Origin of the sequence: Microvirga sp. VF16, from assembly GCF_016864375.1 — a bacterium.
Taxonomy (GTDB): domain Bacteria; phylum Pseudomonadota; class Alphaproteobacteria; order Rhizobiales; family Beijerinckiaceae; genus Microvirga.
The window spans coordinates 264,858-291,814 of sequence record NZ_CP069357.1 but is presented as its reverse complement, the minus strand read 5'-3'; the positions used below and the strand labels follow the sequence as shown (position 1 = coordinate 291,814).

At 61.5% G+C, this 26,957-nt stretch carries 20 protein-coding genes and 5 pseudogenes; 9 read left to right on the top strand and 16 right to left on the bottom strand.

Annotated elements, in window-relative coordinates; translation table 11 throughout:
* Positions 1-13: 13 nt before the first annotated feature.
* Both JO965_RS40440 and JO965_RS40435 read right to left on the bottom strand, forming a co-directional pair.
* On the bottom strand, positions 14-1,339 hold the full coding sequence (locus JO965_RS40440; RefSeq protein WP_203447363.1) for an HlyD family type I secretion periplasmic adaptor subunit: 1,326 nt from the start codon (positions 1,337-1,339) through the stop codon (positions 14-16).
* A complete protein-coding gene (locus JO965_RS40435; protein WP_203447362.1) occupies positions 1,340-3,115 on the bottom strand; it encodes a type I secretion system permease/ATPase in 1,776 nt (591 codons plus the stop codon).
* Positions 3,116-3,856: 741 nt separating this feature from the next.
* On the opposite strand from JO965_RS40435, the gene JO965_RS40430 reads away from it, so the two are divergent.
* Positions 3,857-6,319 carry a YfhO family protein gene (locus JO965_RS40430; protein ID WP_246777255.1) on the top strand — a complete coding sequence of 821 codons (2,463 nt, stop codon included), beginning with the start codon at positions 3,857-3,859 and terminating at the stop codon, positions 6,317-6,319.
* 107 nt (positions 6,320-6,426) lie between these two features.
* On the opposite strand, the gene JO965_RS40425 is transcribed toward JO965_RS40430, so the two are convergent.
* Positions 6,427-7,002: an IS630 family transposase gene (locus JO965_RS40425; RefSeq protein ID WP_371827024.1), complete on the bottom strand. Its 576-nt coding sequence runs from the start codon at positions 7,000-7,002 to the stop codon at positions 6,427-6,429.
* Between the two features lie 109 nt (positions 7,003-7,111).
* On the opposite strand from JO965_RS40425, the pseudogene JO965_RS40420 reads away from it, so the two are divergent.
* From JO965_RS40420 to JO965_RS40410, 3 genes and pseudogenes are all read left to right on the top strand, one after another.
* A pseudogene (locus JO965_RS40420) lies at positions 7,112-7,393 on the top strand (IS110 family transposase); the annotation flags it as partial.
* 49 nt (positions 7,394-7,442) lie between these two features.
* On the top strand, positions 7,443-8,612 hold the full coding sequence (locus JO965_RS40415; RefSeq protein WP_203447360.1) for an IS110 family transposase: 1,170 nt from the start codon (positions 7,443-7,445) through the stop codon (positions 8,610-8,612).
* A 270-nt stretch (positions 8,613-8,882) separates the two neighbouring features.
* Positions 8,883-9,656, top strand: a pseudogene (locus JO965_RS40410) (IS110 family transposase); the annotation flags it as partial.
* A gap of 221 nt (positions 9,657-9,877) precedes the next feature.
* Here JO965_RS40410 and JO965_RS40405 read toward each other — a convergent pair.
* Both JO965_RS40405 and JO965_RS48655 read right to left on the bottom strand, forming a co-directional pair.
* Complete coding sequence (locus tag JO965_RS40405) at positions 9,878-10,276, bottom strand: helix-turn-helix domain-containing protein (RefSeq protein ID WP_203447359.1); 399 nt, start codon at positions 10,274-10,276, stop codon at positions 9,878-9,880.
* A gap of 129 nt (positions 10,277-10,405) precedes the next feature.
* Positions 10,406-10,810: pseudogene (locus JO965_RS48655) on the bottom strand (IS701 family transposase); the annotation flags it as partial.
* 67 nt (positions 10,811-10,877) lie between these two features.
* Between JO965_RS48655 and JO965_RS40395 the strand changes: the two are divergent.
* On the top strand, positions 10,878-11,864 hold the full coding sequence (locus JO965_RS40395) for an IS481 family transposase (RefSeq protein ID WP_203447358.1): 987 nt from the start codon (positions 10,878-10,880) through the stop codon (positions 11,862-11,864).
* A 214-nt stretch (positions 11,865-12,078) separates the two neighbouring features.
* On the opposite strand, the gene tatC is transcribed toward JO965_RS40395, so the two are convergent.
* The 9 genes from tatC to JO965_RS40350 all read right to left on the bottom strand — a co-directional run bounded on the left by tatC (position 12,079) and on the right by JO965_RS40350 (position 20,980).
* A complete protein-coding gene (tatC, locus tag JO965_RS40390) occupies positions 12,079-12,876 on the bottom strand; it encodes a twin-arginine translocase subunit TatC (RefSeq protein ID WP_203447357.1) in 798 nt (265 codons plus the stop codon).
* Positions 12,877-13,186: 310 nt separating this feature from the next.
* Positions 13,187-14,191, bottom strand: a complete 1,005-nt coding sequence (locus JO965_RS40385) for a cytochrome d ubiquinol oxidase subunit II (protein WP_203447356.1) — start codon at positions 14,189-14,191, stop codon at positions 13,187-13,189.
* Between the two features lie 12 nt (positions 14,192-14,203).
* The gene (locus JO965_RS40380) at positions 14,204-15,577 is read right to left on the bottom strand and encodes a cytochrome ubiquinol oxidase subunit I (RefSeq protein ID WP_203447355.1); all 1,374 of its coding nucleotides are present in this window, start codon (positions 15,575-15,577) and stop codon (positions 14,204-14,206) included.
* Between the two features lie 5 nt (positions 15,578-15,582).
* Positions 15,583-16,164: a GbsR/MarR family transcriptional regulator gene (locus tag JO965_RS40375; protein ID WP_203447354.1), complete on the bottom strand. Its 582-nt coding sequence runs from the start codon at positions 16,162-16,164 to the stop codon at positions 15,583-15,585.
* A 315-nt stretch (positions 16,165-16,479) separates the two neighbouring features.
* Entirely contained in the window at positions 16,480-17,091 is a 612-nt protein-coding gene (locus tag JO965_RS40370; protein ID WP_203447353.1) for a DsbE family thiol:disulfide interchange protein, read from the bottom strand.
* 73 nt (positions 17,092-17,164) lie between these two features.
* Positions 17,165-18,478: a murein L,D-transpeptidase gene (locus JO965_RS40365; protein ID WP_246777254.1), complete on the bottom strand. Its 1,314-nt coding sequence runs from the start codon at positions 18,476-18,478 to the stop codon at positions 17,165-17,167.
* Positions 18,479-18,944: 466 nt separating this feature from the next.
* A complete protein-coding gene (locus JO965_RS40360; RefSeq protein ID WP_203447351.1) occupies positions 18,945-19,391 on the bottom strand; it encodes a hypothetical protein in 447 nt (148 codons plus the stop codon).
* A 219-nt stretch (positions 19,392-19,610) separates the two neighbouring features.
* On the bottom strand, positions 19,611-20,363 hold the full coding sequence (gene lepB / locus JO965_RS40355; protein ID WP_246777253.1) for a signal peptidase I: 753 nt from the start codon (positions 20,361-20,363) through the stop codon (positions 19,611-19,613).
* A 203-nt stretch (positions 20,364-20,566) separates the two neighbouring features.
* Positions 20,567-20,980 carry a zf-TFIIB domain-containing protein gene (locus JO965_RS40350; RefSeq protein WP_246777252.1) on the bottom strand — a complete coding sequence of 138 codons (414 nt, stop codon included), beginning with the start codon at positions 20,978-20,980 and terminating at the stop codon, positions 20,567-20,569.
* A 1,193-nt stretch (positions 20,981-22,173) separates the two neighbouring features.
* On the opposite strand from JO965_RS40350, the gene petA reads away from it, so the two are divergent.
* Positions 22,174-22,722: a ubiquinol-cytochrome c reductase iron-sulfur subunit gene (gene petA / locus JO965_RS40345; protein ID WP_203447349.1), complete on the top strand. Its 549-nt coding sequence runs from the start codon at positions 22,174-22,176 to the stop codon at positions 22,720-22,722.
* 21 nt (positions 22,723-22,743) lie between these two features.
* On the opposite strand, the pseudogene JO965_RS40340 reads toward petA, so the two are convergent.
* A pseudogene (locus JO965_RS40340) lies at positions 22,744-22,977 on the bottom strand (integrase core domain-containing protein); the annotation flags it as partial.
* A 261-nt stretch (positions 22,978-23,238) separates the two neighbouring features.
* Here JO965_RS40340 and JO965_RS40335 point away from each other — a divergent pair.
* The 3 genes and pseudogenes from JO965_RS40335 to JO965_RS40325 form a co-directional block, all read left to right on the top strand.
* Positions 23,239-23,649: pseudogene (locus JO965_RS40335) on the top strand (transposase); the annotation flags it as partial.
* A gap of 431 nt (positions 23,650-24,080) precedes the next feature.
* Positions 24,081-24,626, top strand: coding sequence for a cyclopropane-fatty-acyl-phospholipid synthase family protein (locus JO965_RS40330; protein WP_203447348.1), 546 nt, complete (start codon positions 24,081-24,083; stop codon positions 24,624-24,626).
* 134 nt (positions 24,627-24,760) lie between these two features.
* A complete protein-coding gene (locus tag JO965_RS40325) occupies positions 24,761-24,919 on the top strand; it encodes a hypothetical protein (protein ID WP_203447347.1) in 159 nt (52 codons plus the stop codon).
* Between the two features lie 201 nt (positions 24,920-25,120).
* On the opposite strand, the gene JO965_RS40320 is transcribed toward JO965_RS40325, so the two are convergent.
* Positions 25,121-26,461, bottom strand: coding sequence for an IS1380 family transposase (locus JO965_RS40320; RefSeq protein ID WP_203447346.1), 1,341 nt, complete (start codon positions 26,459-26,461; stop codon positions 25,121-25,123).
* Positions 26,462-26,957 lie beyond the last annotated feature (496 nt).

Here is a 26,957-nt window from a genome sequence, read left to right as displayed (position 1 = left end):
CTTCCACCAAGTCTCATGATTCACGGAAGGCACGGGCGATCTGCTCCTGCATGGGCTTGAAGAAGTACTCGAACGGGGTGCGCTCGTTGACTTCTATAAAAACTTCCGCCTGCATGCCGGCAATCAGTCGCAGTTCGGCAAGGCGCTTGATCTCGTTCGGGGGGAGCTCAACCCTGACAGTGTAGAAGGTGGTGCCGGTCTGCTCATCCTTCGACACGTTCGCCGAGATCCGACTGACCGAGCCGTGCAGATCGGGCGTTGTGCGTTGGTTCGACGCCTGGACCTTCACCGTCGCCTTCTGCCCGAGCTTCACCTGGTCGATCTCGTTCGGGAGCACCTTGGCTTCGAGTTCGAGCTTATCATTCACCGGAACGATGTTCATCACCGGCTCGGCCGGGGAGATCACGCCGCCGATCGTGTGCACGTTCAGCTGATGGACATAGCCGTCGCTGGGTGCACGGATGTCGATGCGCTTCAGCTGATCCTCGGCCGCCACGCGGCGCTCGGTGTATTCCGCGACCTTGCCCTGGATCTCGCGCAGTTCCTGCATCGCCTCGGCGCGCATCTGCTCGTCGATCTGGATGATCTGGAACTGGGTCTCGGCAATGCGGCTCTCCGCCTGGGCGACCGCTGCAATGAGCTGGCCGCGCTGGCCTTCGATGCTCGCGGCATCGCGCTCGAGCGCGTTCAACCGTGTGATCGGAACGAGGTTCTTCTCATAGAGGTCGCGAACACCCTTCAGCTCAGCCACGATCAGCTCGGCCTCGCGGGCCTTCGCTGTCTGCTGAGCTTTCAGGCCCACGATCTCGTCCTGGGACTGGGCGATGCGCTTCTTGAGCTGGTCCTTCTGCGCGTCGCGGGAAGCGGCACGTGCGATGAACAGGGTGCGCTCCGAGGACATGATCTTCGTCACAGCCGGATCATTGAGGCGGCCGGCGAATTCCTCAGGGGTCTTGACCTCGGACGAGCCGTCGCGCTCCGCCTCCAAGCGAGCCTGGCGGCCGAGATATTCGTCGAGCTGCTTGGCCACGACCTGCATGTTGGCGCGGGTCATCGTCTCGTCGAGGCGGACCAGGAGGTCGCCTTGGGAAACGCGGTCGCCTTCCTTGACCTTCAGCTCGCCGACGATGCCGCCGGTCGAGTGCTGGACCTTCTTGACGCTGGTATCGACCACGAACTGACCGCCGGCGACGACAGCGCCGGAGAGGGTCGAGGTGGCCGCCCAGAGGCCGATCGTTCCGCCGAACAGGGTGATCATGGCCACGCCGCCGATGGTCGACTGGCGCAGAATCCGCTGGTGGACGGAGGGTTTCTTTTCGGGAGCTTGAACGACCAACATTTAACCAACCTCTCGCAGGTTCGCAGCCTGAGCTGCCGGCGCCTGCTGCGGCCGCACCGGTGCCGGTGCCGGCGTCGCATTGCGTTTCATGACGGATTGCAGAACCTCGTCGCGCGGTCCCATGGCCTTGATCCGACCCTCTTCCATGATGGCGACCTGATCGACCTGGCCGAGCGCGGCCGGGCGGTGCGTGATGACGACGACGATGCCGCCGCGCTTGCGGACCGACAGGATGGCTTGATTCAGGGCTTCGTCGCCGGCGCCGTCGAGGCTGGCATTCGGCTCGTCGAGCACGACCAGGAACGGATTGCCGTAGAGGGCGCGGGCAAGAGCCACACGCTGGCGCTGACCGCCCGACAGGGAGGCTCCACCCTCGCCGATGCGGGTGTCGTAGCCGTCGGGCAGGTTGAGGACGAGCTCATGCGCACCGGCCGTCTGCGCCGCAGCGATCACGTCCTCCGGCTTGGCATCGGGCTGGAAGCGGGAGATGTTCTCGGCGACGGTGCCTTCGAACAGCTCGACGTCCTGCGGCAGGTAGCCGATATGGCGGCCGAGGGCATCCGACTCCCACTGGTCGAGAGCCGCGCCGTCGAGGCGGATCTCACCGCGCAGGGTCGGCCACACGCCGACGAGGGCACGGGCGAGGGTCGACTTGCCCGAGGCGCTGGGACCGATGAGGCCGAGGCCCTGACCGGCCTGGAGCTGGAGCGAGGCGGCCTGGACGATCGGCAGCTGAACGCCGGGAGCGCCGACATACACTTCTTCTACCGACAGGGCGGCTTTCGGCGCCGGCAGCGGCATGCGCTGGCCCTGGGCCGGCACGATCGACATGATGTGCTGGAGGCGACGATAGGCCTGACGGGAGGCGGTGAAGCCCTTCCAGTGAGCGACCGCGATTTCGATCGGAGCGAGCGCACGGGACATGAGGATCGAGCCGGCGATCATCAGGCCGCCCGACATCTGCCCCTGGATCACGTAATAGGCGCCCAGTCCCAGGATGGCCGACTGCAGCACCATGCGGAAGACCTTGGCGAAGGCGCTGATGCCCGCGGAAGACTCGCTGGCGAGCAGGCCGTCATTGACGTGGCGGACATGCACCTCGTCATAGCGCTTGGCCAGGAAGCCCAGCATGCCGTTCGCGCGGATGGTCTCCGCATTGCGGCGGCTGGTCTCGGCCATGGCATGGCGCTCGGCGCCGCTCTTGGTCACCTCGTAGGAGGGGCCCTTGCTCTTGGCATCCGTGTAGAGGGTCAGGAGAATGATGACTACGCCACCGACCACCGACATGACGCCGATACCGGGATGGATCATGAAGCAGCCGATGAGGAAGATCGGCATGAAGGGCATGTCGAACAGAGCCGTGGGGCCCAGGCTCGAGAGGAAGCTGCGGATCGTATCGAGATCCCGGATCGGCTGCATGCTCTCCGCCTGCTTAGCGCCCTTGAGCGGCATCGTGGCCACCAGGTCAAAGACGCGGTGCGAGAGCAGTTCGTCGAAGCGGGCGCCGATGCGTGCCAGCATCCGGCCGCGCAACATGTCGAGACCGCCGGATAGCGCAAAGGCCGCGAGCGTGATCAGGGAGAGACCGATCAGTGTAGGGATGCTCCGGCTCGACAGCACCCGGTCATAGACCTGGAGCATGTAGATGGAACCCGTGAGAGCCAGGATATTGACCACCGCCGAAAATACGGCAACCCCGGTGAAGGAGGGAAGGCAGGACTTCAGAGCGTCTTGGACCTCTGTGCTTTCTTCCCGATTTCTCGATGCCTGCTTCATATCGTCTTTCCATAGGCCGACCAGTCACCCGGCGCCGTCGTGGTTGTAGAGCCATTGCGCAAGGTTATACCTTATCACAGCGTTTGCCATCTGGCGATGGCGCGATGTCGGGGATGGCCCCACAAGAGTATCTCGTTATAGTTAGCCCGGGCAGGCCAGGTTTCTCAGCACTCTTGTGGGTATTGAGTTGCCCCTAAGGTGGTCGCATTCCGCTACGCCACCTTGCGTAACTCTAGTCTATGAAAATATACCATAAAAACTCATGTCAAATTGAAAGATATCTTGTTCGCATTGTTGGAGAGTAATAGTAATATTAAAGCATCAGGGAAATGCAGCGTCTAAGAAAACTTTTGAGTTAGCTGTCTCTGGACTAGAAATGAGGTTGGAATATGGACGCCACCAAGCTTTCCGAGGATCGGTCAGAGATGTATGGTCAAATTACAGGATCTGCTCTTGCAACCAAATATTTCAGCACGAGCCATTGAGGCCAAATCTGGCCCCGGAGGCCATCCTTGCGTTATGTTGCCGCCTTGCTGTGCTTGAGTGAACATAGGCATCCTAAGAGCAGGCGGCTGGCAAACAAGACATAAATCAGATGTATGAAGGAGCGCGGTCAGACGCCAGATAGAGATCTAGCCCGGGCAAACCTTAGCGTCGTGCTAGGCTTGTAGACCGCGTGCCCTGGCGGTTGAGGACAATCCTGCTCTGTCAGACCCGATGACACAGCGCCGCTTGAGAGCAATGCAGACATCGATTTCCGGACTGGATAGTCCACCGTCCCCGACAGCCTGGCCGCAGCGCCAGGTGCTGATGGCCTTTGCCCTCATCCTAGCCGCCTGGGCTCTGGCCGCTGCCGTATGGCCCCTGACCGGAACCGTTGTTCCCTGGGACTCGAAGAACCAGTTCTACCCGACCCTGCGCTACCTGGGCAGCGCCCTCGCCCACGGCGAACTTCCCCTGTGGAACCCCTACCATTTCGGCGGACACCCCTCGGCGGCAGATCCTCAATCCCTGCTTTTCACGCCCACCATGTTGCTGTTCGGGTGGCTCGTTCCCGAGCCCTCCATGCAGCTCTTCGACGTGGTCGTCTTCGCCCATTTCCTCCCCGGGGCGCTGGCTTTCGTGCCTCTGTTTCGCCGGAGAGGATGGCACCCGGCCGGGGCAGTGGTGGCTGCCCTCATCTTCATGCTCGGTGGCTCCGCTACGGCCCGACTCCAGCACACGGGCATGATCTTCAGCTACGGCTTCTTCCCGCTTGCCTTCTGGCTTCTGGAAGAAGCCCTGGACCGTCGCTCGTATCTTTACGGCCTGCTGTTCGCCATCAGTGCCGCCATGATGGTCATCGGTCGGGATCAGGTCGCCTTCCTCTGCGCCCTGACCCTCATCGCGCTGGTCGTGCAGCGGATCTGGATTGCACCCCGGTCATTCGCCTATCTCAGGTCCCGCCTCGGGCTCCTGGTCGTCATGGGGCTGGTCGGCGGCGCGCTTCTCGCCGTGCCGGTCGTGCTGACGATGCAGTTCCTCGCCACGTCGACCCGCCCCTCCTTCGGCTTCGGAGTGGCTGCCATGGGCTCCCTGCCCCCGGAGAGCCTGGCGACGATCCTGTTCGGCAACGTCTTCGGCTCCCTGCGCTGGACCTACGATTACTGGGGACCGGATTGGCACAGCCTGTCCGAGGGAACCTGGACGGACAGGGCCACCAACTACCTGTTCGTCGGCACGATCCCGGCTCTCCTGCTCCTCTGGCACGGCGTGGCAGGCGGGCGCCTGTTTGCCCTCGAGTTCCGGTTCTTCCTCATCGTCGGCCTGGTCGCCCTGTTCTATGCCCTCGGGCGCTATACGCCCGGCTTTGAGGTCATCTTCGATCATATGCCGGGCGTGAACCTCTACCGCAGGCCCGCCGACGCGACCTTCCTCATCAACATCGCTCTGGCTTTTGCCGCAGGCTACCTTGTCCATCGCTATGCGACGGAAGGGCTGCCGCAATGGAACCGGGCCTCGCTCGGGCGGCTCTGGGCCATCCTGCCCCTCCTGGCTCTGGGCCTCGTGGTCGCAGCGATCGCCAGCGCCCTGGCCTTCGCCATCAAGGGAGGGCATGTGTCGCCCGCCCTGGTCGAAATCGGCGTGAGCCTCGCCGCGGCAGCCCTGGCAATCGTTGTGATCACCAGGGTCAGCGGCATCTCTCGCTGGCGCGAGGCCGTGGCCCTCGTGCTGGTCACCCTGACGGGAGCTGAGCTGATCGGCCGCCACGCAGCGTCCGCTCTCAACGCGGAGCCCGCCGAGCGCTATACGGTCTTCACCAAGCTGCCGCCCGAGCAGCTGCAGGGCCTGCAAATTCTCAAGCGCGAACTGGCAGAGCGCCACGCGAAGGGCGAATATCCCCGCGTCGAGATTCTTGGTCTGAAGGGTGCTTGGCAGAATGCGTCCATGGTTCTCGGGATCGAGGACATCATCGGCTACAATCCCCTGCGTCTCGCCGATTACGAGCGCGCCATCGGCACCGGCGAGAACGCCGAGGATCCCAATCTGCGCCGTTTTCCGACGAGTTTCCGCGGCTACAAGGGCCAGCTCGCGAGCCTGCTCGGGCTCGACTACATCGTGCTCGACCGCCCCGTGGAGAAATTGCCGCGCCATTTCCCGCGCCTGACCGATGCCGAGGTCGTCTATGGCACCGGGCGGATGTGGATCTACCGCCTGAATACCTCCGTCCCGCGCGCCTACGTGGCGCATCATGTAACGCCGGTGGATTCCGAGGCCGTGCTGGGTCTGGAGGAACTGCCGGAGTTCAACCGCGAAACGGAAGCCCTCATCGACGACCAAAGCATGCACTTGCTCAAGGCATCCTACGCGCCGGCGAGCTCCGCCCGCGATAAAGCCAAGGGAGAAGCGCGCATCGTCAGCTATCAGCGGAACTCCGTTGCCATTGATGTCGAAAGCGACAAGCCCGGTGTTCTTGTGCTACACGATATCTTTTACCCCGGCTGGGAGGTGTGGGTCGACGGCGAGCGCCAGCCTGTCCTGCGGGCGAATCTTTTGTTTCGCGGCGTTGAAGTGGCGGCGGGCAAGCGCCGGGTCGAGTTCCGTTTCCGCCCGATGTCGCTCGAGAATCTGGTTGCGGCCACCAGAAGCCTGCTAGGAAGCGAGGAAGAACCAATCAGGACGGCGACTATCCCTCGGCCCACGCATGCAGTCGACGCTAATTGACAACGTGTTCGAAAGCAGTGCATCCCGACCAGGAGCGCTTCGGCATATGCTCTCTTCGTCCTTCGGCAGTCCTCATCGCACCGGCGGGAGCTAAAGCGCTTTTGGGATCAATGTAGGGCATAGCCGGCATGCCTGATCCAGCCTCGAGCATCCTTTGCGGTGATGGTGTCGAGGGCTGGTTTGAGTTCCGCCTCAAGAGCCTCCAGGCTGCGGGCGGCTTTCGCCTTGAGCCGCTCTTTGACCTTGGCCCAGGCCTGCTCGATCGGGTTGAACTCGGGTGAATAGCGCGGCAGGTACAAAAGCCCGATCCCGGCCTGGGCGAGCATCTCCCGCACTTGTGTGGCCCGATGCGGGCGCAGGTTGTCCATCACCAGGATCGCATCCGGCTTCACCTGCCGAAGTTTGGGCACCAGCACCTGCTCGAGATAAGCCAGTAGCACGGAGGTCGAGGTGGACGCCTCGATGCTCATGGTGGCCACCAGGCCTTCCCACGCGAGGGCGCCTAACACCGTCAGCCGCTGCCACGAGCCGAGCGGGATAGAGCCATAGGCGCGTTGCCCTCGCGGCGCTCGCGCATGGGTGCGGGCCATCTTGGTGGTGACGCCGCTTTCATCCAGGAACACCAAGCGTTCCACGGGAAGCTCGCTCATCTGCTGGCGGTAAGCCTCGCGCTCGGCGGCGATCTCGGGCCGCTCCTGCTCGGCCGCCCGAAGCGTCTAATGGCATGGACCGGCCGTGCTCCCGGGTGGAGCATGGGAGGACGGGGCTATCCCGCAGCGAAGGAGCCATGTCATGACACAGCAGCCCCAACCTGAGAGCATTACCACCATCGGCATCGACTTGGGTAAGAACACCTTCCACCTGATCGGCATGGATGCGCGCGGCAGGATCGTGCTGCGCCGGAAGGTCTCGCGCGGGCAGCTGCTGCAATGCGTGGCCAACCTGCCGGTCTGCCTGATCGGCCTGGAGGCCTGTGCCGGGGCTCATCACGTCGGGCGCCAGCTCGCGGCCCTCGGCCATGACGTGCGCCTGCTGCCGGCCCAGTACGTCAAACCGTTTCTCAAGGGCCACAAGAGATACCATGATGGTCACGGCGGCGTCGGTGCTGACTTAGGAGGCGGCCATGGATCAAACTCAGGACTTGGGAGTAGCGGCAGTTCTAGTGGCAATCGAGCTGAGCAAGGCAACGTGGCTCCTGGCGATCCACGAGCCTGTCTCCGGTAAGGTGTCACGGCGGCGTGTCGGCGGGGGTGAAGCAGATACGCTCATCGCTACGATCGAGCAGATCCGGCACAACGCCGAAGCCCGATTGAGGGCTGCCGTCGAGATCGAATGCGTCTTCGAGGCAGGCTACGACGGGTTCTGGTTGCAGCGCCGGCTCGCTCAGAGCGGAATCGCCTGCCGGGTGATGGATCCGGCCAGCCTCAAGGTCGACCGCCGGGCGCGCCGCGTCAAAACCGACCGGGTCGACGCGGAATGCCTCCTGCGGGCGCTCCAGGCCTGGCGTCGTGGTGACCGGCATGCGTGCTCCTTCGTCCGGATCCCGAGCATCGAGGAGGAGGATGCGCGCAGGCCTCATCGTGAGTTGGCGCGACTGGTCAAGGAACGGGTGGCCCACGCCAACCGGATCAAAGGCCTGCTGGCGTTGCATGGCGTCCGAACCTACCAGCCGCTCCGGCGTGACCGACGCGAAGCCCTGGCTGTCGTGCAAACAAGCTGCGGAGGGCCTCTGCCGGCGCGGTGCCGGGCTGAGATCGAACGGGAGTTGTCGCGGCTCGAGCTCGTGCTGCAGCACATTGAGGAGGTTGAGCAGGCCATGGCAGAACCGGCGTTCCTGCCCTCATTGGAGAGCAAGGATGAGCCAGCTCGATCCGAGCCCGCAGCCTCGGATGCTGTAACCATGCTGGAGAAGCTCACCTGCGTTGGCCGCGAGACCGCCGTGGTTCTTGCTCGTGAGGTGCTGTGTCGTGACTTTCGGGATCGCCGCAGCCTCGCAGCCTTCGCAGGACTGACACCGTGTCCGTACAGCAGTGGCCGCCTCCGGCACGAGCAAGGCATCAGCAAGGCGGGGAACGCGATCGTTCGCGCGCGCCTGATCCAGCTGGCATGGCGCTGGGTTCGGTTCCAGTCGACAAGCGATGTCACTGCTTGGTTTTTGGCCCACACGGCCGGCAACAGCAAGCGGAGTCGACGCATCACCATCGTTGCGGTTGCCAGAAAGTTGCTGATCGCGTTGTGGCGTTACGCCACTACCGGCCTCGTGCCAACGGGAGCCCGGATCCGATCCGCATAGGCCTAACCGAGATTGAGAAGATCGTCCCGGAGCGACGGCTCCGTGACGTCCGGGGTGGACGTGTGATCGTGTAATCGTTGGGGCTCAAGACCCGAACCAAAGAGTTGGATCCCGCCCGCCTGCAGCTTGCACGCCGTGCATGAGGCACCTGGGTCGGCTTTGCTGACCGGATACGAGTGGATGGCGCCAAGCGCCTGACCTGATGCAAGCGCGCCCTGGACGTCAAAGACGGCTGAGGATCCGAACATGACTTGACGAAACCATCATACGAACGACTACCGCGATGCCGAGGCCATCGCGGAGGCGGCCCAGCGGCCGACCATGCGTCCCGTGCCCCTGAAGTCAGCCGAGCAACTCGATCTGCAAGCCCTGCATCGGGTGCGCAGCCGCCTGATCGGGCAGCGCACGGCGGTGATCAACCAGATCCGTGGCTTCCTGCTCGAATGCGGCATCCCAGTACGAAAGGGACCCGCTGGCCTGCGAGAAGCCCTGCCTTCGCTTCTTGCCCAGCGCACGGACGTGCTCTCGCCGCGCATGGTCCACCTGATCGAGGATCTGGCAGGAGACTGGCACCGGTTGGATGAGCGCATCGACGCCCTCACCCAGGACATCGCGGCTCTGGCCCGTCAGGATGTGGGCTGCCAAAGGTTGATGGGGATCCCTGGCGTGGGCGTGATCACCGCCAGCGCCATGGTGGCGGCGATTGGCACCGGAGCCGCCTTCGGCAAAGGTCGCGACTTTGCCGCCTGGCTCGGTCTGGTGCCGAAGCAGATCTCGACCGGCGGCCGCACCATCCTGGGTGGTCTCTCCAAGCGCGGCAACCGCTACTTGCGCACGCTCTTCGTCGGGGGTGCGCAAGTTCTCCTGCAGCGACCGCGCCACTGGGGCGGACATGGCTTCGGCCGCTGGTTGGCCGCGGCAGGGACCCGGCTGCACCGGAATGTGCTGGCGGCAGCCTTGGCTAACAAGCTCGCGCGCATCGCCTGGAGCGTGCTGTCCCGCGAGAATGGCTACAATCCGGAGTTTGCCACCCGGATGTCGTGAGGTGCTGCAGCGGCGAGCAGTCCAGAGATAGGGTTCCCACCGAGGTTCGCGAGAAGGATGTGACAGGATGGATGAACGGTTGCCCGGCGCATCGGAAACCTGACGAAAAAAATGGCCCTTGAGGTCTTGGCGTCTAAGTAGGCCCGGTGCGCGCGGATTCCCATGATGGCCCGGAGCTCACGCTCCACCCAGAGGCCGGATAGATTGATGCGAACCGTCACTCACCCAATCTGAAACAACCCTCTTGCGATGCACGGCCGGTCCATAGATTTTTTCGGACGCAGCTTGAGACGCTTGAGCGCCTCACAGATCACCGCCAGACACACCGTCACGCCCGTTCTCTCGGCCAGGCGCTCGCGGTACTCGCGCAGCAGCGCGTCATTGTCCTCGATCACGAGCTGACGCAGCACCTCCAGAGCTGCTGCATCCAGGCGCGAGGGCACACCGCCGCTGTGCGGCTTGGGGCCGCGTCGGCCTTCTTCGCGCTCTTGGCGGCGCCAGTTTGACACGGTGGCGGGATAGACTTGGAAGCGGCGGGCAATCTCAACCTGGCTGCCGTCGCCGCGCTCGCAGGCGACCAGAACACGCTCACGCAAATCGGGAGAATAGGGCTGGGGCATCGCTCGCCTCCTGGGCCATATGCCAATCAACGCACAGCCCACCCGAATGGATTCAAGCCCAGATCAAAAGCGCTTTAGTACTACAGCCGGGCCTTGCGTCGGCGTCGGGTGCGTTTGCGCCAGTGACAGTCACGGGCGCGCTGCTGATGGCGCCGACGCCACGCCGACCAGTGTTCGACGGCCTCGATCGAAGGCGGCCGCTCCCACACCAGATGCCAGAGCAGCCGTCGCACCTCCGGCACGGTGAGCGGCAACAGCCGCGCGGCCTGCACGACGGGGGCTTCTCCCCCCGATGGCGTGCTGGCGCACGACGGTCAGATAGGCATGCGCCAGCATGGATAACGTGATGTGCCGGTGCCAGCCCGTCCATGAGCGCACCTCGTACTCGTCCAATCCGGTCTCGCCCTTGGCTTCCTCAAAACAGCTCTCGATCCGCCAGCGCGAACCCGCAATCCGCACCAGGCTTGCCAGCGACGTCTCCTCCGGCGCGCGGGTGTCTGGTGGCGGAACGTTGTTGGGATCGGGTGCGTTGCGCGATTGAGGAGTATGCTTGGCGCTTTGACGGCCTGCGACGCCGAGCCCCTCACCGCAGGAGGACGTGATGCTGTCCCTTCATCCGCAAGCCCGCACCACCCCAGCCGTTCGCCAGGAGATTGCCCGCTCGACCGAGCCCACCGGCGTGCTGGCCCAGCGCTTCAGCGTGAGCACCGAGACCATCCGCAAATGGCGCAAGCGCGGGGTGCAAGACTGCCAGGACCATAGCAGCCGGCCGCACAAGCTGCCTTGGAAAGCCACCGAGGAAGAGCGGGCGATCGTCTGTACCCTGCGCCAGGCCACCGGCTTTCCGCTCGATGACCTCACCTTTGTGGTCACGCACTTCCTGCCGCATCTCAACCGCGATGCCGTCTACCGCATCCTCAAGGCGGAAGGCCTGGGCCGCCTGCCGCCGGCGCAGCAGCGCAAACGGGAGAGCGGCACCTTCAAGGACTACGATCTCGGCTTCGTGCACATGGACATCAAACACCTGCCGAAGCTGCAGACCGCCAATGGCGAGCGCCGCAAGCGCTTCCTCTATGTGGCCATCGATCGCTGCTCGCGTTGGGTGCACCTGGCCGTAAAGGACGATGAGCTGACAGGCAGCGCGATCGCCTTCCTGAAAGAGGCGATCCGCGCCTTTCCCTTCAAGGTCACGCACGTGCTGACGGACAGAGGATCCTGCTTTACGGCCGATGGCTTTGAGGACGCCTGCCGCCAGCTGAAGGTGCAGCATCGCAAGACCAAGCCCTACACGCCGCAAACCAATGGTCTCGCGGAGCGCTTCAACGGCCGGGTGCAGCGCGAGGTGCTGGGCATCACAATCTACAGCCATCGGGACCTCGAGACGCTGCTCCAGGGCTTCAACCAGGCCTACAATCGAAGACGCCAGCGCGTGCTCACGGGACGATCACCGGACGAGGTCGTGCGAAGCCGACTTGCGGCCGAGCCGAAATTGGCCAACCGGCGCTTCAAGCCGCCCGATCCACACGCGATGTCCCAAGCCCTCCAAGTCGTCGCTCACGCCAAGGAGGTCTCGCATCCAGACAATTAGCTAACCCCATCATTCTGGAAAGGCTCTTGTGCAAACCCTTACAACGTCCCCTTGATGGTTTCTGTGGGTCTACAATTTTGCTCCTCGAATTTAGACGCTACGCCCGTGCATACCTTTTGCATACGGCCGGACGATTTGAGTTCTCGAGATGGAGTACTTCAGGCTCAATTGCTCACACCATGGGTTAAGCATCTGGAAACTCAGAAGAGACAGATCATTCCTCTGCCGCGCGCGCGGCCTCGGCTTCCGCACGCTTCTTCTCGACCATGCGGACGGAGAAGATGGATGCCTCGTAAAGAAGCAAGGTGGGGACCGCAAGGGCGAACTGGCTGATCACGTCCGGCGGCGTCAACACGGCAGCGATCACGAAAACGATCACGACGGCATAGCGGCGCTTGTCCTTCAGGAACTGCGAGTCGATGATCCCGGCGCGGGCGAGCAGGGTCAGGATCACGGGCAGCTGGAAGCAGATGCCGAAGGCGAAGATGAGCGTCATGATCAGCGACAGGTACTCGCTGACCTTGGGCAGGAACTCGATAGCGGGGCTCGAATCCGTCGCCAGTTGCTGCATGCCGACGGAGAATCGCATGAGCAGCGGCATCGCGACGAAATAGACGCAGGCCGCGCCGACGGCGAACAGAACCGGGGTCGCGATCAGGTACGGCACGAAGGCCCGGCGCTCGTTCTTGTAGAGGCCCGGCGCCACGAACTTGTAGACCTGCATGGCGATGATCGGGAAGGCCAGGAAGCCGGCGCCAAAGGCCGCGACCTGGATCTGCGTGAACAGGAATTCCAGGCCGTGGGTATAGACAAGTCGAGCCTTTTCCGCAGAACCGACGGCGAGGACGTAGGGCCAGACGAGCGCGTTGTAGATGTATTTCGCGCCGGCAAAGCAGGCGAAGAACATCAGCACGAAGGCGATCAGCGCCTTGATCAGGCGCGAGCGCAATTCGGTCAGATGCTCGATCAGAGGCGCGCGCGACGCTTCGATATCATCGCCAGAACTTGACATTCATCTCTCTAACTTCCTGACGACAGCTCAAGACGGATCTACGTTTGTTGACAGACAACGGCTGATCTTCGCAAATCATACCGACCCGTATTGAGCCGCCACGAACTCCCCTACTTAGGCCCTCGATAACCAATCATAGGAAAAATACAGTCATGGTGGGCCGTTTTGTCCGCCTTGCCCTCATCATGAGGCGGGTGCTGCCGGACTCCAATGAGGAATTCTCCGGAGGCGTAGAGGATACGGACGTGGTAGGTACAAGTGAGACATAACCATAACCTGCCTGAATTTGAAGATGGCAGGATGCCAGAGGTCAATAATAACGCAGGTCGGTCGCTTCGCCCCAGAAGATCCGATAAGCGAAGGCCGAGTAGGCGACGATGATCGGCAACACGACGAGCGCTCCGACGAACATGATCATGAGTGACTCCGGCGCAGCCGCGGCCTGCCACACAGTCAACTGGTCCGGCACGACATAGGGAAAGAAACTGTAGGCGAGGCCGTGGAAGCCTAACATGAAGATGCCGACAGCACCGGCAAAAGGAAGCCAGCAGAAACGGTCCGAGCGCGTCGGCAGATGCCGCAGGACGAGAGCCAGCGCGAAGAAGAGGCCGGCCGTCACGAGCGGAATGGGAGCGAGCAGGATCAGATTGGGCAAACTGAACCACTTGTCCCAGATGCGCTCGGACACGAGCGGCGTGACGACCGAGACGGCCACCATGCCGATGCCGGACAGGAGAAGGGTGCCGCGGGCCCAAGCCACGGCGCGGCGCTGCAACTCGCCTTCGGTCTTCATGATGAGCCATGAGGCTCCGATGAAGCTGTAGCCGGCGACGAGGCACAGGGCGGTCAGCAACGCGAAGGCCACATGGGCAGGCGTTCGCTCGAACCCGACAATGTAAAGCCCCAGCATGTAGCCCTGCATAAGGGCGGCGAGGGTTGAGCCCGCCATGAAGGCACGGTCCCACCAGGCTTTGTGGCCGACATTGGACTTTGCCCTGAACTCAAAAGCGACGCCGCGCAGGATAAGCCCGAGCAGAAGGCCCGCAACCGGTAGGTAGAGTTGGCCAAGGATCGCGCCGTGAGCCTGCGGGAAGGCCACCAGAAGGAGCCCGACGGCCAGTACGAGCCAGGTTTCGTTGGCATCCCAGAACGGACCGATTGAGGCAATCATCCGATCGCGATGCTTGCCCTCGGCGGTACCGCTGAGGATCCCCACACCGAGATCGTATCCATCGAGCACGACGTAGAGAAGAACGGCGAGCCCCATGAGACTTGCAAAGGCCACCGGCAGCCAAGTGGTGGAGGAAATATCCATGATGCTGATCCCTCAGGTAGCGGCCGCGACGGAATCGCCCGCGACCATTGCCCCCCCGGCGCTGACAGGTTCGGCGGGGTCGCGATCTGCCGGAGCCGCGGACTTGCGCGCAAGATAGAAGATCGTTGCGATGTAGGCTGCCAAAAGCGCCGTGTAGACGAGGAGATACCCGACGAGCGTCGACGCGATCAGTGGCGCCGGCACCGCGGATGCGGCTTCCCTGGCCGTGAGAACACCCGTCACGAGCCAGGGCTGTCGGCCGATCTCGGTCACGTACCAGCCGGCCAGGGTGGCGATCCAGCCGGCGAAGGTCATGGCGACAAGGACATACGCAACGGGCCGCTGTACCTGGCCTTTACGACGCAGCTGCCAGGCGGCGAGCCATGACACAGCAAGCATGAGGAGCCCGATGCCGACCATAATCCGGAAGGCGAAGAACACGGGGGTCACGGGTGGGCGATGCTCGAAATCGTTGAGGCCCTTGATCTCGCCGTTCCAGTCATGGGTGAGATAGAATGAGGCAATATTCGGGATCGCTAGCTCGAAGCGGTTGCTCTGGGTGGCCTCGTCGGGCCACCCGAAGACCACCATGGGAGCGCCGTTCTGGGTCTCCCAAATGCCTTCCATGGCGGCGATCTTGGCGGGCTGGTGTTCCAGCGTGTTGAGGCCATGCATGTCGCCGACGAAGATCTGAACCGGGATCAACGCCGCCGCCAGGAAGACGCCCGTGCGCAGGCCTGCCAAGACATCAGGCGCGCGATCGCGTCGCAGCCAGCGGAAGGCCGAGACCCCCGCCACCAGGAAGGCCGCTGTCAGGCCTGACGCCAGCAGCATGTGGGTGAGGCGGTAGGGCATGGAGGGGTTGAACACGATGGCCCACCAGTCGGTCGCATGGGCCACCCCGTCACGCAGCTCGAACCCTGCGGGAGTCTGCATCCAGGAGTTCAGGACCAGGATCCAAAACGCCGAGATCGTGGTGCCGCCAGCCACCAGGACCGTTGCAGCCGTGTGCACCCGGTTCGAGACCCGGTTCCAGCCGAACAGCATGATGCCGAGGAAAGCAGCCTCCAGGAAGAACGCCGTTAGGATCTCGTACGCCAGCAACGGGCCGGCAATATTGCCGACCGTGTTCATGAAGCCGGGCCAGTTGGTGCCGAACTGGAATGACATGGTGATGCCGGACACCACGCCGAGCGCGAAGCTGAGGGCGAAGATCTTCACCCAGAACTTGTAAGCCTCCATCCAGGCCGCATCGCCCGTGCGGTTGAAGCGCAGCTTGAAGAACAGCAGCACCCAGCCAAGGGCAATCGTGATGGTCGGGAAGAGAATATGAAAGGAGATGTTCGCGGCAAACTGAACGCGCGCGAGGAGAAGGGGATCGCCCATGGTGCCTACTTGTCCTTGCCGTCGTCACGGCGCTTCTTCGATCCTGGAACCACGAAGAGGCGGTCCTTCATCTCCAGGATCTTCTGAACCTTCGAGCCCAGCGTCAGGAGCTGCACGAGGCGCTCCGTGTCGAGGCGCTGCACGTCGGCGTACCAGCCGGTCAAAAGCTCGAAGAGATCATGCATCTCGCGCATGCGCGCCTGGGCATGGCGCTCCTCGACGCTTGCCGGCTCCTGCATGAGGACCTCACGCAGCAGGGTCAGGGTCGGGTCGATCTCACGTTTCTTGCGCTCCTCAACCAAAGTGCGGACGATCTGCCAGATATCATCGGGCGTGGCGTAGTAGTCGCGCCGGTCGCCTGGCTTGTGCTGGAGCCGGACCAGGTTCCAGGCCTGGAGTTCCTTGAGACCCATGCTGACGTTGGAGCGGGAGACGCCGAGCCGCTCGACGATGTCCTCGGCGTTCAGCGGCTCGTTGGAGACGAAGAGCAAGGCGTAGATCTGTCCGACCGTGCGGTTAATACCCCAGCGGGATCCCATCTCTCCGAAGTGGAGGACAAACGTCTGGATCAAGGGTGGGAGGTTCATATTTATTCCGATATTTCAGAAATTTCTGAAAATATAGGTCAGAACGCAGCAAATGTCGAGGGCGACGGATCGGCTGTGCGATAGCATTGCAACAGGCCAGTACGGCCGCTCACGGTTCTCTCGCGGACTGCAGCCCGTAGTTCTGGATCCGCTCATCAGCCCGTGTCGCCTGTCACCAGTCCGGCGCTAGGTTGCCGGGCGTTAGACCGCGTTGAACACGGATGGACGGATTCGCATTTAAATGCTCCCTACTGGGAGTGGAGCACGTCGCAGGCCTTCCGTCTCTAATCATCTGTCGAAAAGCAAGCTGCGCGGCTAGCGAACCGCCCTCACCTTCTGCCTGAACTCCTCGGCCTGCTCTGGCAAGATTGGCCCCACATGTCTGTAGCGGATGACCCCGTCCGAGCCGACCACGAACGTCTCGGGCACACCATAAACGCCCCAATTGATCGCTGTGCGCCCGTCCTGGTCGACCCCCACAGCGGCGTACGGGTTGCCAAGCATTCCGAGAAAGCGACGAGCATTGTCCGGGTTGTCCTTGTAATTGATGCCGGCCACCTTGAGGCCGGATTCCTTCGCCAGTTCCATCAACACCGGATGCTCTTGACGACAGGGGACACACCAGGACGCCCATACGTTCACAACAGTCACGCGTCCTTTCAGGTCTGCGGTGGATAGGCCTGGAACCGGTGTTCCGTCTGCTGTCAGGCCAGGCAAGGGCGCAAGACTGAATTCCGGGACGGGACGTCCGATCAGAGCCGACGGCAGTTTCGAAGGATCGCCGGTTGTGAGCCTAACCAGAAAAATCAGTGCTAGGACTGAGAAGATGAGGATGGGTAAAAGCACGAGAAGACGGCCCCGTAGCTTGCCGGGACGGGCACCAAGATCCTGAGGTGGCTCTTGCGCCGCTCCATGCTGGTCCGTCATCAATGCCCTCGCCTTTCCGATTGGCCCTCACCAAGGTTCGCACCATCCGCCGGATTGGCCAACCATGCCCAGCCTACAGACGCCGCGGCATGATCGACGACGTTGCCGGTACATCGACGCCCTGCCCATCGGGATGCGGATCGATTTTGGCGGGATCCAGCCCATAGATGTCGTCACGGAAGTGGACGGTACCATCTGGCATAGCATACCCCGTCAGATAGACCCAAGCGACCGGAACAGGCTTTCCAAGTCGAATGTCCTGACGGGCTGTTGTGGCGATCGCGGCATCGATGCTGGCCTGAGCCCACTCCCCGTTCGGTCCAGCGGTGCCCCGCAGCAACCATTCGACGAAATCACGGACATTGGCTACACGCACGCATCCGGATGAAAAGAAGCGAGTGTCCTGCGCGAACAGCCGCTTCGATGGCGTATCGTGCATGAACACCGCGTCCTTGTTTGGCATGTCGATCCGGATCTGACCGAGCGAGTTCATTGCCCAGGGATCCTGCCGCAGGGTGTAGTTGACGGCGTTGTTGGTGGTCCAGTCCAGCGTTCGCGGATCAACCTCCTGTCCTTTCGCATCCAGAATCCGGATTTTCATCTTCGCAAGATAGTCCGGATCCTTGCGCACCTGCGGGATGATGTCTTTCTTGATCAAAGAGACCGGGACTGTCCATGTTGGATTGAGGTTGACGGCCGTGACGCGCGTTTCCACCATAGGAGACGGGCGATCAGGCTTACCAACCACCGCCACGTAGCGGCGGGCGACCTGTCCGCTCTCGACCGCCTCAACAGTCGCAGAGGGAATGTTGACGACAACGTAACGTTCTCCGAAAGGAAAGCGAGACCCCATCAGACGCTGGGTTGAGGCAGTCAGCTGGCGGTGACGCGTGAGAGCGGGTACATTTAAGGCTTCCAGTGTCTTGCGGCGAACCGCGCCGGTCTCCGGGAGTCCGTGGCGGGTCTGGAAGCGCTTGACGGCTTTCACGAGTTCAGCGTCAAACGTGCTGCCTGTGACCTGATCGGCCGGAAGATCACCTTCGCGCGCAAGCCGTTGCCGCAGGGTTGCTACAAGGACTCCTTTGTCTCCCATCTTCAATTCAGTGCCCGCCGGCAAGGTCGGCCAGCCCCCTTCCTCAGCGAGGCGCTTATAGATCCCAGCAGCCCGCATTGTGTTGATGAAGGTGTCCTGATCGAAGGTGGGACGGGGATCCTGGGAGATTGTTACTGTAACCGGCGGCGACAGGGGCTTCAACGGAACCTGGGATGGAGCTGAAGTCGGAGTCGTGACAGGAGCCGTGGAATTGCCTGCGGTGTTGCCCGCTTCACCCTTGGGATCAATCTTTGACGTAACGGTTTGCTGCGCTGTCGACTTGGTGGCCGGCATTGGAGACTGTTGCAAGGTAGCGGCTTTTCCGACAGGCCCACTCTTTTCCGGAGCACTGGGTTCCGCGAGTGCTCGGTCCGATGCCATGCAAATGGCCAAAGCAAGTCCAAGGTTGAAACAAGTCCGAATCACATCACCGTTCATGGGCGGAGTATGAGCGAGTATGGTTTACAAATTGCTGATGTTGGCTCGGCAACAGACGGTTCTGGTAAAAGCGCTACCAGGGTGGTCACGCTTTGTTGGACGTAGGGTATACGATACGGCCTTAGGCAACATGGTCTTCCCCGATGGCGTTCCCGCGGCGCTATCAGGCCTGTAGATCCCGGGCGGTGCTGATGACCGCTGGATGGAAAGCGTGGTCCTATTCAGGCTGCGGCAAGACGTCGATCGGACGCGTGTGATGATCCGGCCGTTCCAGCACTACCCTGACCGGCGTATCGCCACTCACTAGATTGCATGCGGCACGCTAATCTCGCTTTTCCGGTCCATGGGTTTTTTGTGTCTCTTCGAGCATCCGCTTCAATTGTTTAGCATAGTCCCAGAGCGGGTCGGCCGTCTCGATCCCGTGCCTGTGCCGAAGAGCAGCAGCAAGTTGCCATGCTTCCAATCCGTGCTCGGCCGCAAGCCCGCTGAACCTGCTGTGGAGGATACCTCGGTCATGCGCAATCATGCCATCGATGATACCCTGGCTTGAACGTAGTTTATTGCGAAACATCAGGCATCGTCCCGTCAGTATCGCGTCAATGGCGCGCCATCCATCGAGATCCTCCGGATAGCGTGGGAGCTCTGGCAGCGTTGTATCCCGTTGAATGAGCTCCGTCTCCGACGGATGCGGCACATGCGCATTGCCGCAGACCACTTCAGCGCACCTGGCAGCATAAGCCTCCAAAAGCACGGCAAGCCGCAGGGCCATGTAGGCTGCAAGCGAGCGCTGGCGACGGCGATCACGAAGGAATAGCAGCAGCCCTCCGACGGCTCCCGTACCAAGGCCAGCCCCAAGAGCGCTCTTCCCGACGGATGCCCAGTCCCAATGCAAGATGATCTGCCACCAACTCATCTACACTCTTCCTGATCTTCAGCTTGGAGTTGGCGACTGAACGTGAGCGCTCAACTGCGCGCCAGCAGCCACAGGTCAGCGGATCCGCTCGAAGAGGCGATTCCAGCGGATCTTCTGCGGCCATTCCCACGGACGCCACAGGGAGGCGCTCTCGTCGATGGAGAAGAAGATGATCTCGGCCCGGCCGACCAGGTTCTCGAACGGCACCTGCCCGACGCTCGCCTCGTCGCGCGAGTCGGTGGAGTTGTCGCGGTTGTCGCCCATCATGAAGAAATGGCCGGGCTGGACCGTGTAGACGTTGGTGTTGTCCCAGTAGCCGCGGTCGCCGTCGCGCTCAATGACGAAGTGGGACACGCCGCCCGGCAGCGTCTCCTTGAATTGAGGCACGGAGATCGTGCGACCGTACAGATCGGTGGTCTTGTAGTCCTCCACCCGTTCGCGCTGCACCGGCTGGCCGTTGACGTGCAGCACACCGCTGATCACCTGGATCTTGTCGCCCGGCAGGCCGATGACGCGTTTAATAAAGTCGGTCGAATTATCTCGTGGCAGCTTGAACACGGCGATCTCGCCGCGCTTCGGCTCGGAGCCGAGGATACGGCCGGAGAAGATGCCCGGGCTGAAGGGGATCGAGTGCTTCGAATAGCCGTAGGAATACTTGGAGACGAACAGGTAGTCGCCGATCAGCAGGGTCGGGATCAGCGATCCTGACGGGATGTTGAAGGGCTGGAAGAGCACCGTACGGACGACGACCGCGATCAGGAGGGCCTGGATGATGACCTTGATGGTCTCCCAGAGGCCGCCTTCTTCATTCTTCGCGCTGCTACCCACGTATTTGCTGCTATTGTTCACACCTGCGGACCTATGTTGACGGCACTACTGGCTCTTCAAATCGTGATGCAACACCTCTCACTCCTGACCTTGTGAGGTCAGGGAGAGACTTTCCCGTACGTACATCGCGAACCTGAACGGCTCTAACGCTAGGAAGAGTCACAATACCGACCCGGCTGTAGCTCAAAACTCCGAGAGCCGCTCTAATCAAAGAGGCGGCCGAGGAAATTGCGGTGGCGACCATGGTGATCATCGTGGTGGTCGTCATGGTGTTCGCTCCTGCGGGGAGCGTAATACCCAGGTCCGTTGGTGGGCGGGTAGCCAGGGTGGGATGGCGGAGCCCCACGAGGGGCACTGACCCGAGGCGATGGAGCTCCAGGCTGGGGCAAGAAGCTTGGCGCAGAGGGATCCCCAACCACCGGACCCGTCAAAGGTCCCTGCTCATACTCTCGCGCACTTCTCTCGAGTATCTTGTCAAGTTCGCCGCGATCAAGCCAGACGCCGCGACACTTCGGACAATATTCGATCTCAATGCCTTGGCGCTCGCTCATTGCCAAATCGGTGCGGCATACTGGACATAACATACCGTGATGCGGCAGCCGTGAACTATTGGTCATCGCAGGGTCCCTATCCTGTTCTGCTTCGAGAGCGAACAGTCTGAAGATAGGAGCTCTAGCCACCTGAGGTTCAAGAGCAGCTGCTGAGAAAAATCGACACAGGTGCCAAGGCAGCGGGCGAAATACTCGGAGTGTTTGACCCGCTTGCCAGGTCGGCAAGTCAAGGTTTAGTTACGGAATCGAACGCGTCAGACTGCTTCGTTCCCTGGGGACATGGAAAAATGTCAGTGTGAGAACGCCCGCCACGAAAGCGAGCAGAATTCCCAAGACTATAAGGTTCTTGCGTCGGCGCGCCCGCAGGAAGGCCTCCGAGGGCGCGGCTCCGGTCCGAAATGGCGCTTCCTGTTGTTGGTTATCATTGGCCAAGGTCTGTGTCGCTCCAGATGTTTCAACGCGTTGGTTCACCAAGAATCCATTTTGGCTTATGATCCGTAGGGTTCTAATTCAACCTATCAACAAATCAACTTCGTCGGGAACAATCTGGTCGGATCGAAGCCGCACACACGAAGTGATGCCGGATTTGTGGCTGCATCCTCGGTCGATCCCTCTGCAACAGGGATGTCTGTCATCAGCAAGAAGCGCGCCCGATGAGCCGGATAGGGGAACTGATCTGGCATTGGGCATCTTAGAGCGGACGGTTTATCGCTAGTGGAAGCGGTACGCGGGCCTCAAGCCGGATCAGGTGCGGGAGCTTAATGAGGTGGTTTAGGTGGCCTGTCCCTGCTGGGCGATCCCGGCGTGATGTTAATTCAGGGTCGGTCGCGGCGCTGGCCCGGAGGCCAGCACCCCCACCTCTGGAGCTGATCTCTGTCACGCCCGTTCGCCTTGTGGCCTTCGATATGGGAGACCTTTGTCCCATCACGGCACCCATGCCATAGCGTCGTGACGGTCTCTTCAGCTGTAACGTGTCCAACATGTGATGTTAATGCAGATTGCGATGGCAAAGGAAGCCATGGCCTAAGATAGACGCTGCCCAGACTTGGCATCTCTCGCCGGAAATAGTCCGCGACCATGCTGCCCTGCGCGATCTAGAGTGGAAAAATACGATTAGGTGTCCGTTGGTATCGACATGAACATACTTTACGGGCGATCCTTCCAATGGAAGCTCTCATAACATAATCGTGACTCTCTTTGCTCTAGCTTCTACGGCATACAGAGGCGGCCTTCATGATTAACAAGTGCTGGAGCTTTAAGTGGCTGAGATCACTCCTCACGTCGTTGAGCCGACACGGCGCGATTTCCTTTACATTGCCACGGGCGCTGCCGCTGCCGTCGGCGGCTCGCTCCTGGTGTGGCCTTTCATCCAGTCTCTCGCGCCGGACGCGGCGACCGTGGCAGCCGGTGCTCCAGTCGACGTTGATCTGGAACCCATTGCCGAAGGGCAGCTCGTGAAGCTTTTCTGGCGCGGCAAGCTAGTCTTCATTCGCCATCGCGCGGCGGAGGAGATCAAGGCCGCCGAGGACGTGAACGTAGCTTCGCTCCGCGACCCTCAGCCCGACTCGGCCCGTGTGAAGGACGGCAAGGCCCAGTGGCTCGTTGTCTATGGCAACTGCACCCACCTCGGCTGCGTACCGCTCAGCCACCAAGGTGAGTATAAAGGCTGGTTCTGCCCCTGCCACGGCTCGGTGTTCGACACGTCCGGCCGTGTCCGTGGTGGCCCGGCTCCGATTAACTTGCCGATCCCGCCCTATGCCTTCGTGTCTGACACGAAGGTCGTAATTGGCCAACAGGAAACAGCGTAACTTGCGCGACGTTGAGGTGTATGGCCCCGAGATATGGCGTGACGGGTTGAGCCTGAACCTTTCGGGCTCCTTCGTCCAGAGGTGCAGACGTACTCGTACGGCGTGAGGCCGTGCAGGGTCTTGAGCCTTTCGGGCATAATTGTAAGCATCCACGAAGAGCAGCAGGTGCACCCTGAGCTGGTCATGCGTGTCGTCGTGGTAGCGCTTGACGATGGCGTCTTTGATCGTCCGGTTCACCCGCTCGACCTGACCATTATCCGGCATGATGATTTCGGTGCCTTATGCGTCCATCTGCATTCTTTAGGAAGCAGTGCTATGGTGAGCCCGTCTGGGACGCGGGGCACCGGGAGCACGAAGGTGCGGGCAGGCCGCCGATAGACGTTAGGCTGAGAGCCCGAGCTCGTTACATGGCCGCCCCCTTGCGACTTGCCCGGATGCGCTGCGAGCGCGGATCGTCAAGTGTCGTGTTGCCCGCCAGCTCCCGTTTTGGACGAGCACAGCTCGGAGGGAGCCGGCATGCGCATCATCGGACTGGAGATCCACCGCGCCTTCGCCGAGGCGGTCGCCTGGCAGGACGGCAAGCTCAAGCGGATTGGGCGCATCGACATGCGCCGGGACCAGCTGACGGCCTTCGCGGCCTCGCTATCAGGCACTGACGTGGTCGTGGTCGAAGCAACCGGCAACGCGGCCGCCGTAGTGGCGGTGCTCCGCCTGCATGTGAAGCGTGTCGTGATTGCCAATCCCATGCAGGTGCGGGTGATCGCCCATGCCAAGATCAAGACCGACACCATCGACGCCGGTGTCCTGGCCCAGCCCTATGCCAGTGGCTTCCTGCCGGAGGTCTGGATCGCCGACGAGGCGACCCAGGCCTTGCGCCGACAGGTCACGCGGCGCAACCAAGTCGTGCGCCAGCGCTCCCGGCTAGAGCCGGATAATTTGTCTTCCTTTGACCGTTCCAGCCCGATGATCCAGACTTTGCGGATATACTCAAGGTGTGCGGCCGGGAAATGCCTTGGTACAGGAGAAGAATTGTAGATTGTCAGGGATCATTGAAGTGGCCTCGAATGAAGAAGGGCAAGAATTACTGCTCATGACGAAAGGATGGATAGCTTCCACTGCCAATGGTCGGATCATTAGCACCATCTAAACTGGTGGCATATGGTAGGACCCAAGCCCAGCTCTCCACCTTGAACAGGGAGCAGTCCGGCTTGATGCTAATGGACCAATAGCTGGAACCACGCGATTCTCGACACTTTTTCAAATGCACTTTTCATGGCAGCCTGCGGAGGGTGACGGTACTAATCCCAGTAAGCTAGGTGCGCCATTTCTGCTGCGGCTTCTGAAGGAGTGTAAATGCAATGAGCGAATTCCCGCGCGCTGCGCCTTCACAATGTCTGTTCGGGCAACACTGGCTCACAGCATTTCTCGATGTTCAACCTGGCGATCGAATTCTGGTGTTTGGGTGCGGTTCCGGGCTGGAGCTGTCTCTCTGCTTAGCCTGCGGCGCAGGCAGAGTTGTTGGCTTTGACTCTTGGTTGGTGAAGCTTGCTATCGCGTACCGCCGTAACCGCGCCGCATTTCTTCTTGGTCGGTTGAATCTGCGTCACGGAGGGCTGGAGGCTCTAAGCGGTGGCATCGAGCCCGTAGATAAGGTGCTCTGCATCAACACAGTCGAACACGTGGAAAATCGGATTGGAGTTCTTCGCAAGCTATCCACCGTTGTCACCGCTGGCGGCCGCATTGTCATTGCAACAGATGCCCGGGCTTCGCTGAGAGGTACCACTGCACTCGGCGAGGATACGCGGCTCGATATGATCGGCACTGGATGGACGGGAACACGTGTGGAGACTCTACCACGCCGGAGAGACTCTTTGGTTTGCACAATTGGCCATCGACGTCGCTGATATGTATTCCAAGATGAGCATGTAGATGAGTGTTCTGCGGTTGATCCCTGCAACCGGGCGGCTATAGCAACGCTCCTCTTGCGCCATCTCTATGGCCGCTTGAGCGTTTGGTCGTTGTATCACACGATGGTCTGATGGATAGTGTCGAGCATCGGCATCAGATCGAGTTGCTAAATGAACTCATTGCGAAGTTGCTTGACGCCGAGCAGCCGCTATTGCTGAAGGGACAGGATGAGCGCTTCCCGACCGGGGAAGACCACCTAGGCCACCAGACGAAAAGAACCCAGCTGTGATCCACAAGGCTGGTCCATCAGGCTGCTAGCCCGCTTAATTCGTGGCGACCCGTTCGAGGTCGGTGGCGTGAGCAATGCCGGGGTATTTGAACGGATTTCGGGCATGCCTTTGCCGCCGCCGATTGTGTTCGGTGGGCGAGGATGGCGGGGTTTGCGGTGGACGGGGGCGAGCTCAGATCAGGGGCATGCGCGCCCCCTCCGTCATGTGACCAGACGCGGTATGCGACCAAGAACGACGCGCAGGATGTCTTGGTAGGGACACGCGCTCGGCATGTGCAGGCGGATCTGGGTCTTCAGTTCAACCACCCGCGCGGCGATCTTGATGAGGCGCAGCCGCAAGGTGTCAAACTGCGCCACCCGCCAGGTTGAGCGCTTCGGCATCATGGCTCGCAGGCCCCACATCAGCCAGTATGCGCCGGCGTGCAGAAACAGCCAGAACTGGTTCGCCGTTGCTCTGGTGCAGGACGTCCGGTCGGCCGCGAGATGCGTCTTCCAGGACTTGATGTGGTTTTCTGCCGATCCACGCCGGCAATAAACATCTTCGTAGAGCACCCTGGCCTTGCCGTCCGTGAGGTTGGTGACAATGAACCGGGTGTCGGCGCCCTGATCCCCGGCCTCGACGCGCGCGATGATGCGCTCGACCCGGCTCCAACTCGCGGCGCCGTCGAGGAACTCCTTGAAGCGCCGCACTTTACCCTCGTGTGGAGCGGCACCGAAGCGGGCCTTCGTGCTCACCTCCAGGGTCTCGACATGGTTGCGCAGGATGGATGTCGGGGCGACACCGAGAATGAAGTCGACGTCGTTCTTCCGGCACCAGTCGATGACGAGCGGGCCGCAATAATGGCTGTCTCCGCGGATCAGGATTCGGGTGTTCGGCCAATTGGCGCGCATCGCCCGAATGAGTCGGCGCAGATGGGCGCGGATCTCGCTCCCCTTTGGTCGCTTCGCAGGCCGCAGCACCGCAGTCACGAACCGGCCGTCGCCGTCGAACACGACGATTGGCTGGAATCCGTATTCGTCATGATGAGCGTTGAAAAGGCGCAGTTGCTGGCCGCCGTGCACGGCGTCGAACGTATCATCGATGTCGAGAACGATCCGCTTCGGGACTAGACTGAAGGACGCGCAGTAGAGGTCGATCATCGCGCGACCCATCCGCAACAGCGAGCGCAAGTCGGGAAGGTTCTCCAGCCGCGAGATGGTCGACTGCGAGGCGAGATCCCGATCCGACGGCAGCATTCCCTGCGCCATCTTGAAGATTGGATCGGACCGCAGGCTTGTGGCGTCGTTGCCGTCCTCATAACCCGCGGCGATCATCATCAGCCGGAACCGGATCATGTCGGCAAGGCTATGGATGACCTGATCCTGAGACCTGGAATCGACAAGGCAGCCGGCAAGCCGCTCTGCCACACCAAGACGCTTCTCGACCTCGCGCAAGGCCAGAACGCCAGCGTCCGACGACAGCAATCCGCCGTCGAACCGAGCAACGATCGGCTTGTTCAAGACGGGTGACAGGCCGGGCAGCGGAAGCGTACGATCGTCCATGGCGGGTGTGTTCTCTCTGAAATGACGCGGATCGGATTAAGCAACCAAATCCTAAGTTATCTCAGAGGCTTGAGCTACACCCGCCAACCCACCGTGAATTTTCCGGGCTAGAGCATTGGATCTAGAAGTGGGCTCCTGCTTTAGCATCCAACAATGCTCCAATTCTTGAAGATAGCATCGTTGGATCCGAACCGAAGGTCCGCATCGAGCGAAAATCCGGGTCCACTTTTCCGCTCGATGCCCCACGGCGGACCGCGTCCGGGAGCTGCCAAGCTCCTCACGCAGAAGTGTATCCTCAAGAACACAGTTCAAAGTTACATAGGCGGTAAAGGCGGTTCTGAGGCCTGAGGAGTGTTGGGCAGGCCGGTTTGCCATAAAACGGCCCCGATGTTCCTCGTTTTCGATACCGTTCTTTAATTCTATCCCGGCACTTATGCTGGGAACTGGGGCAGATGCGGACGCTCGTCCGCCGCTCCCATTATCGCCACTTCTAACC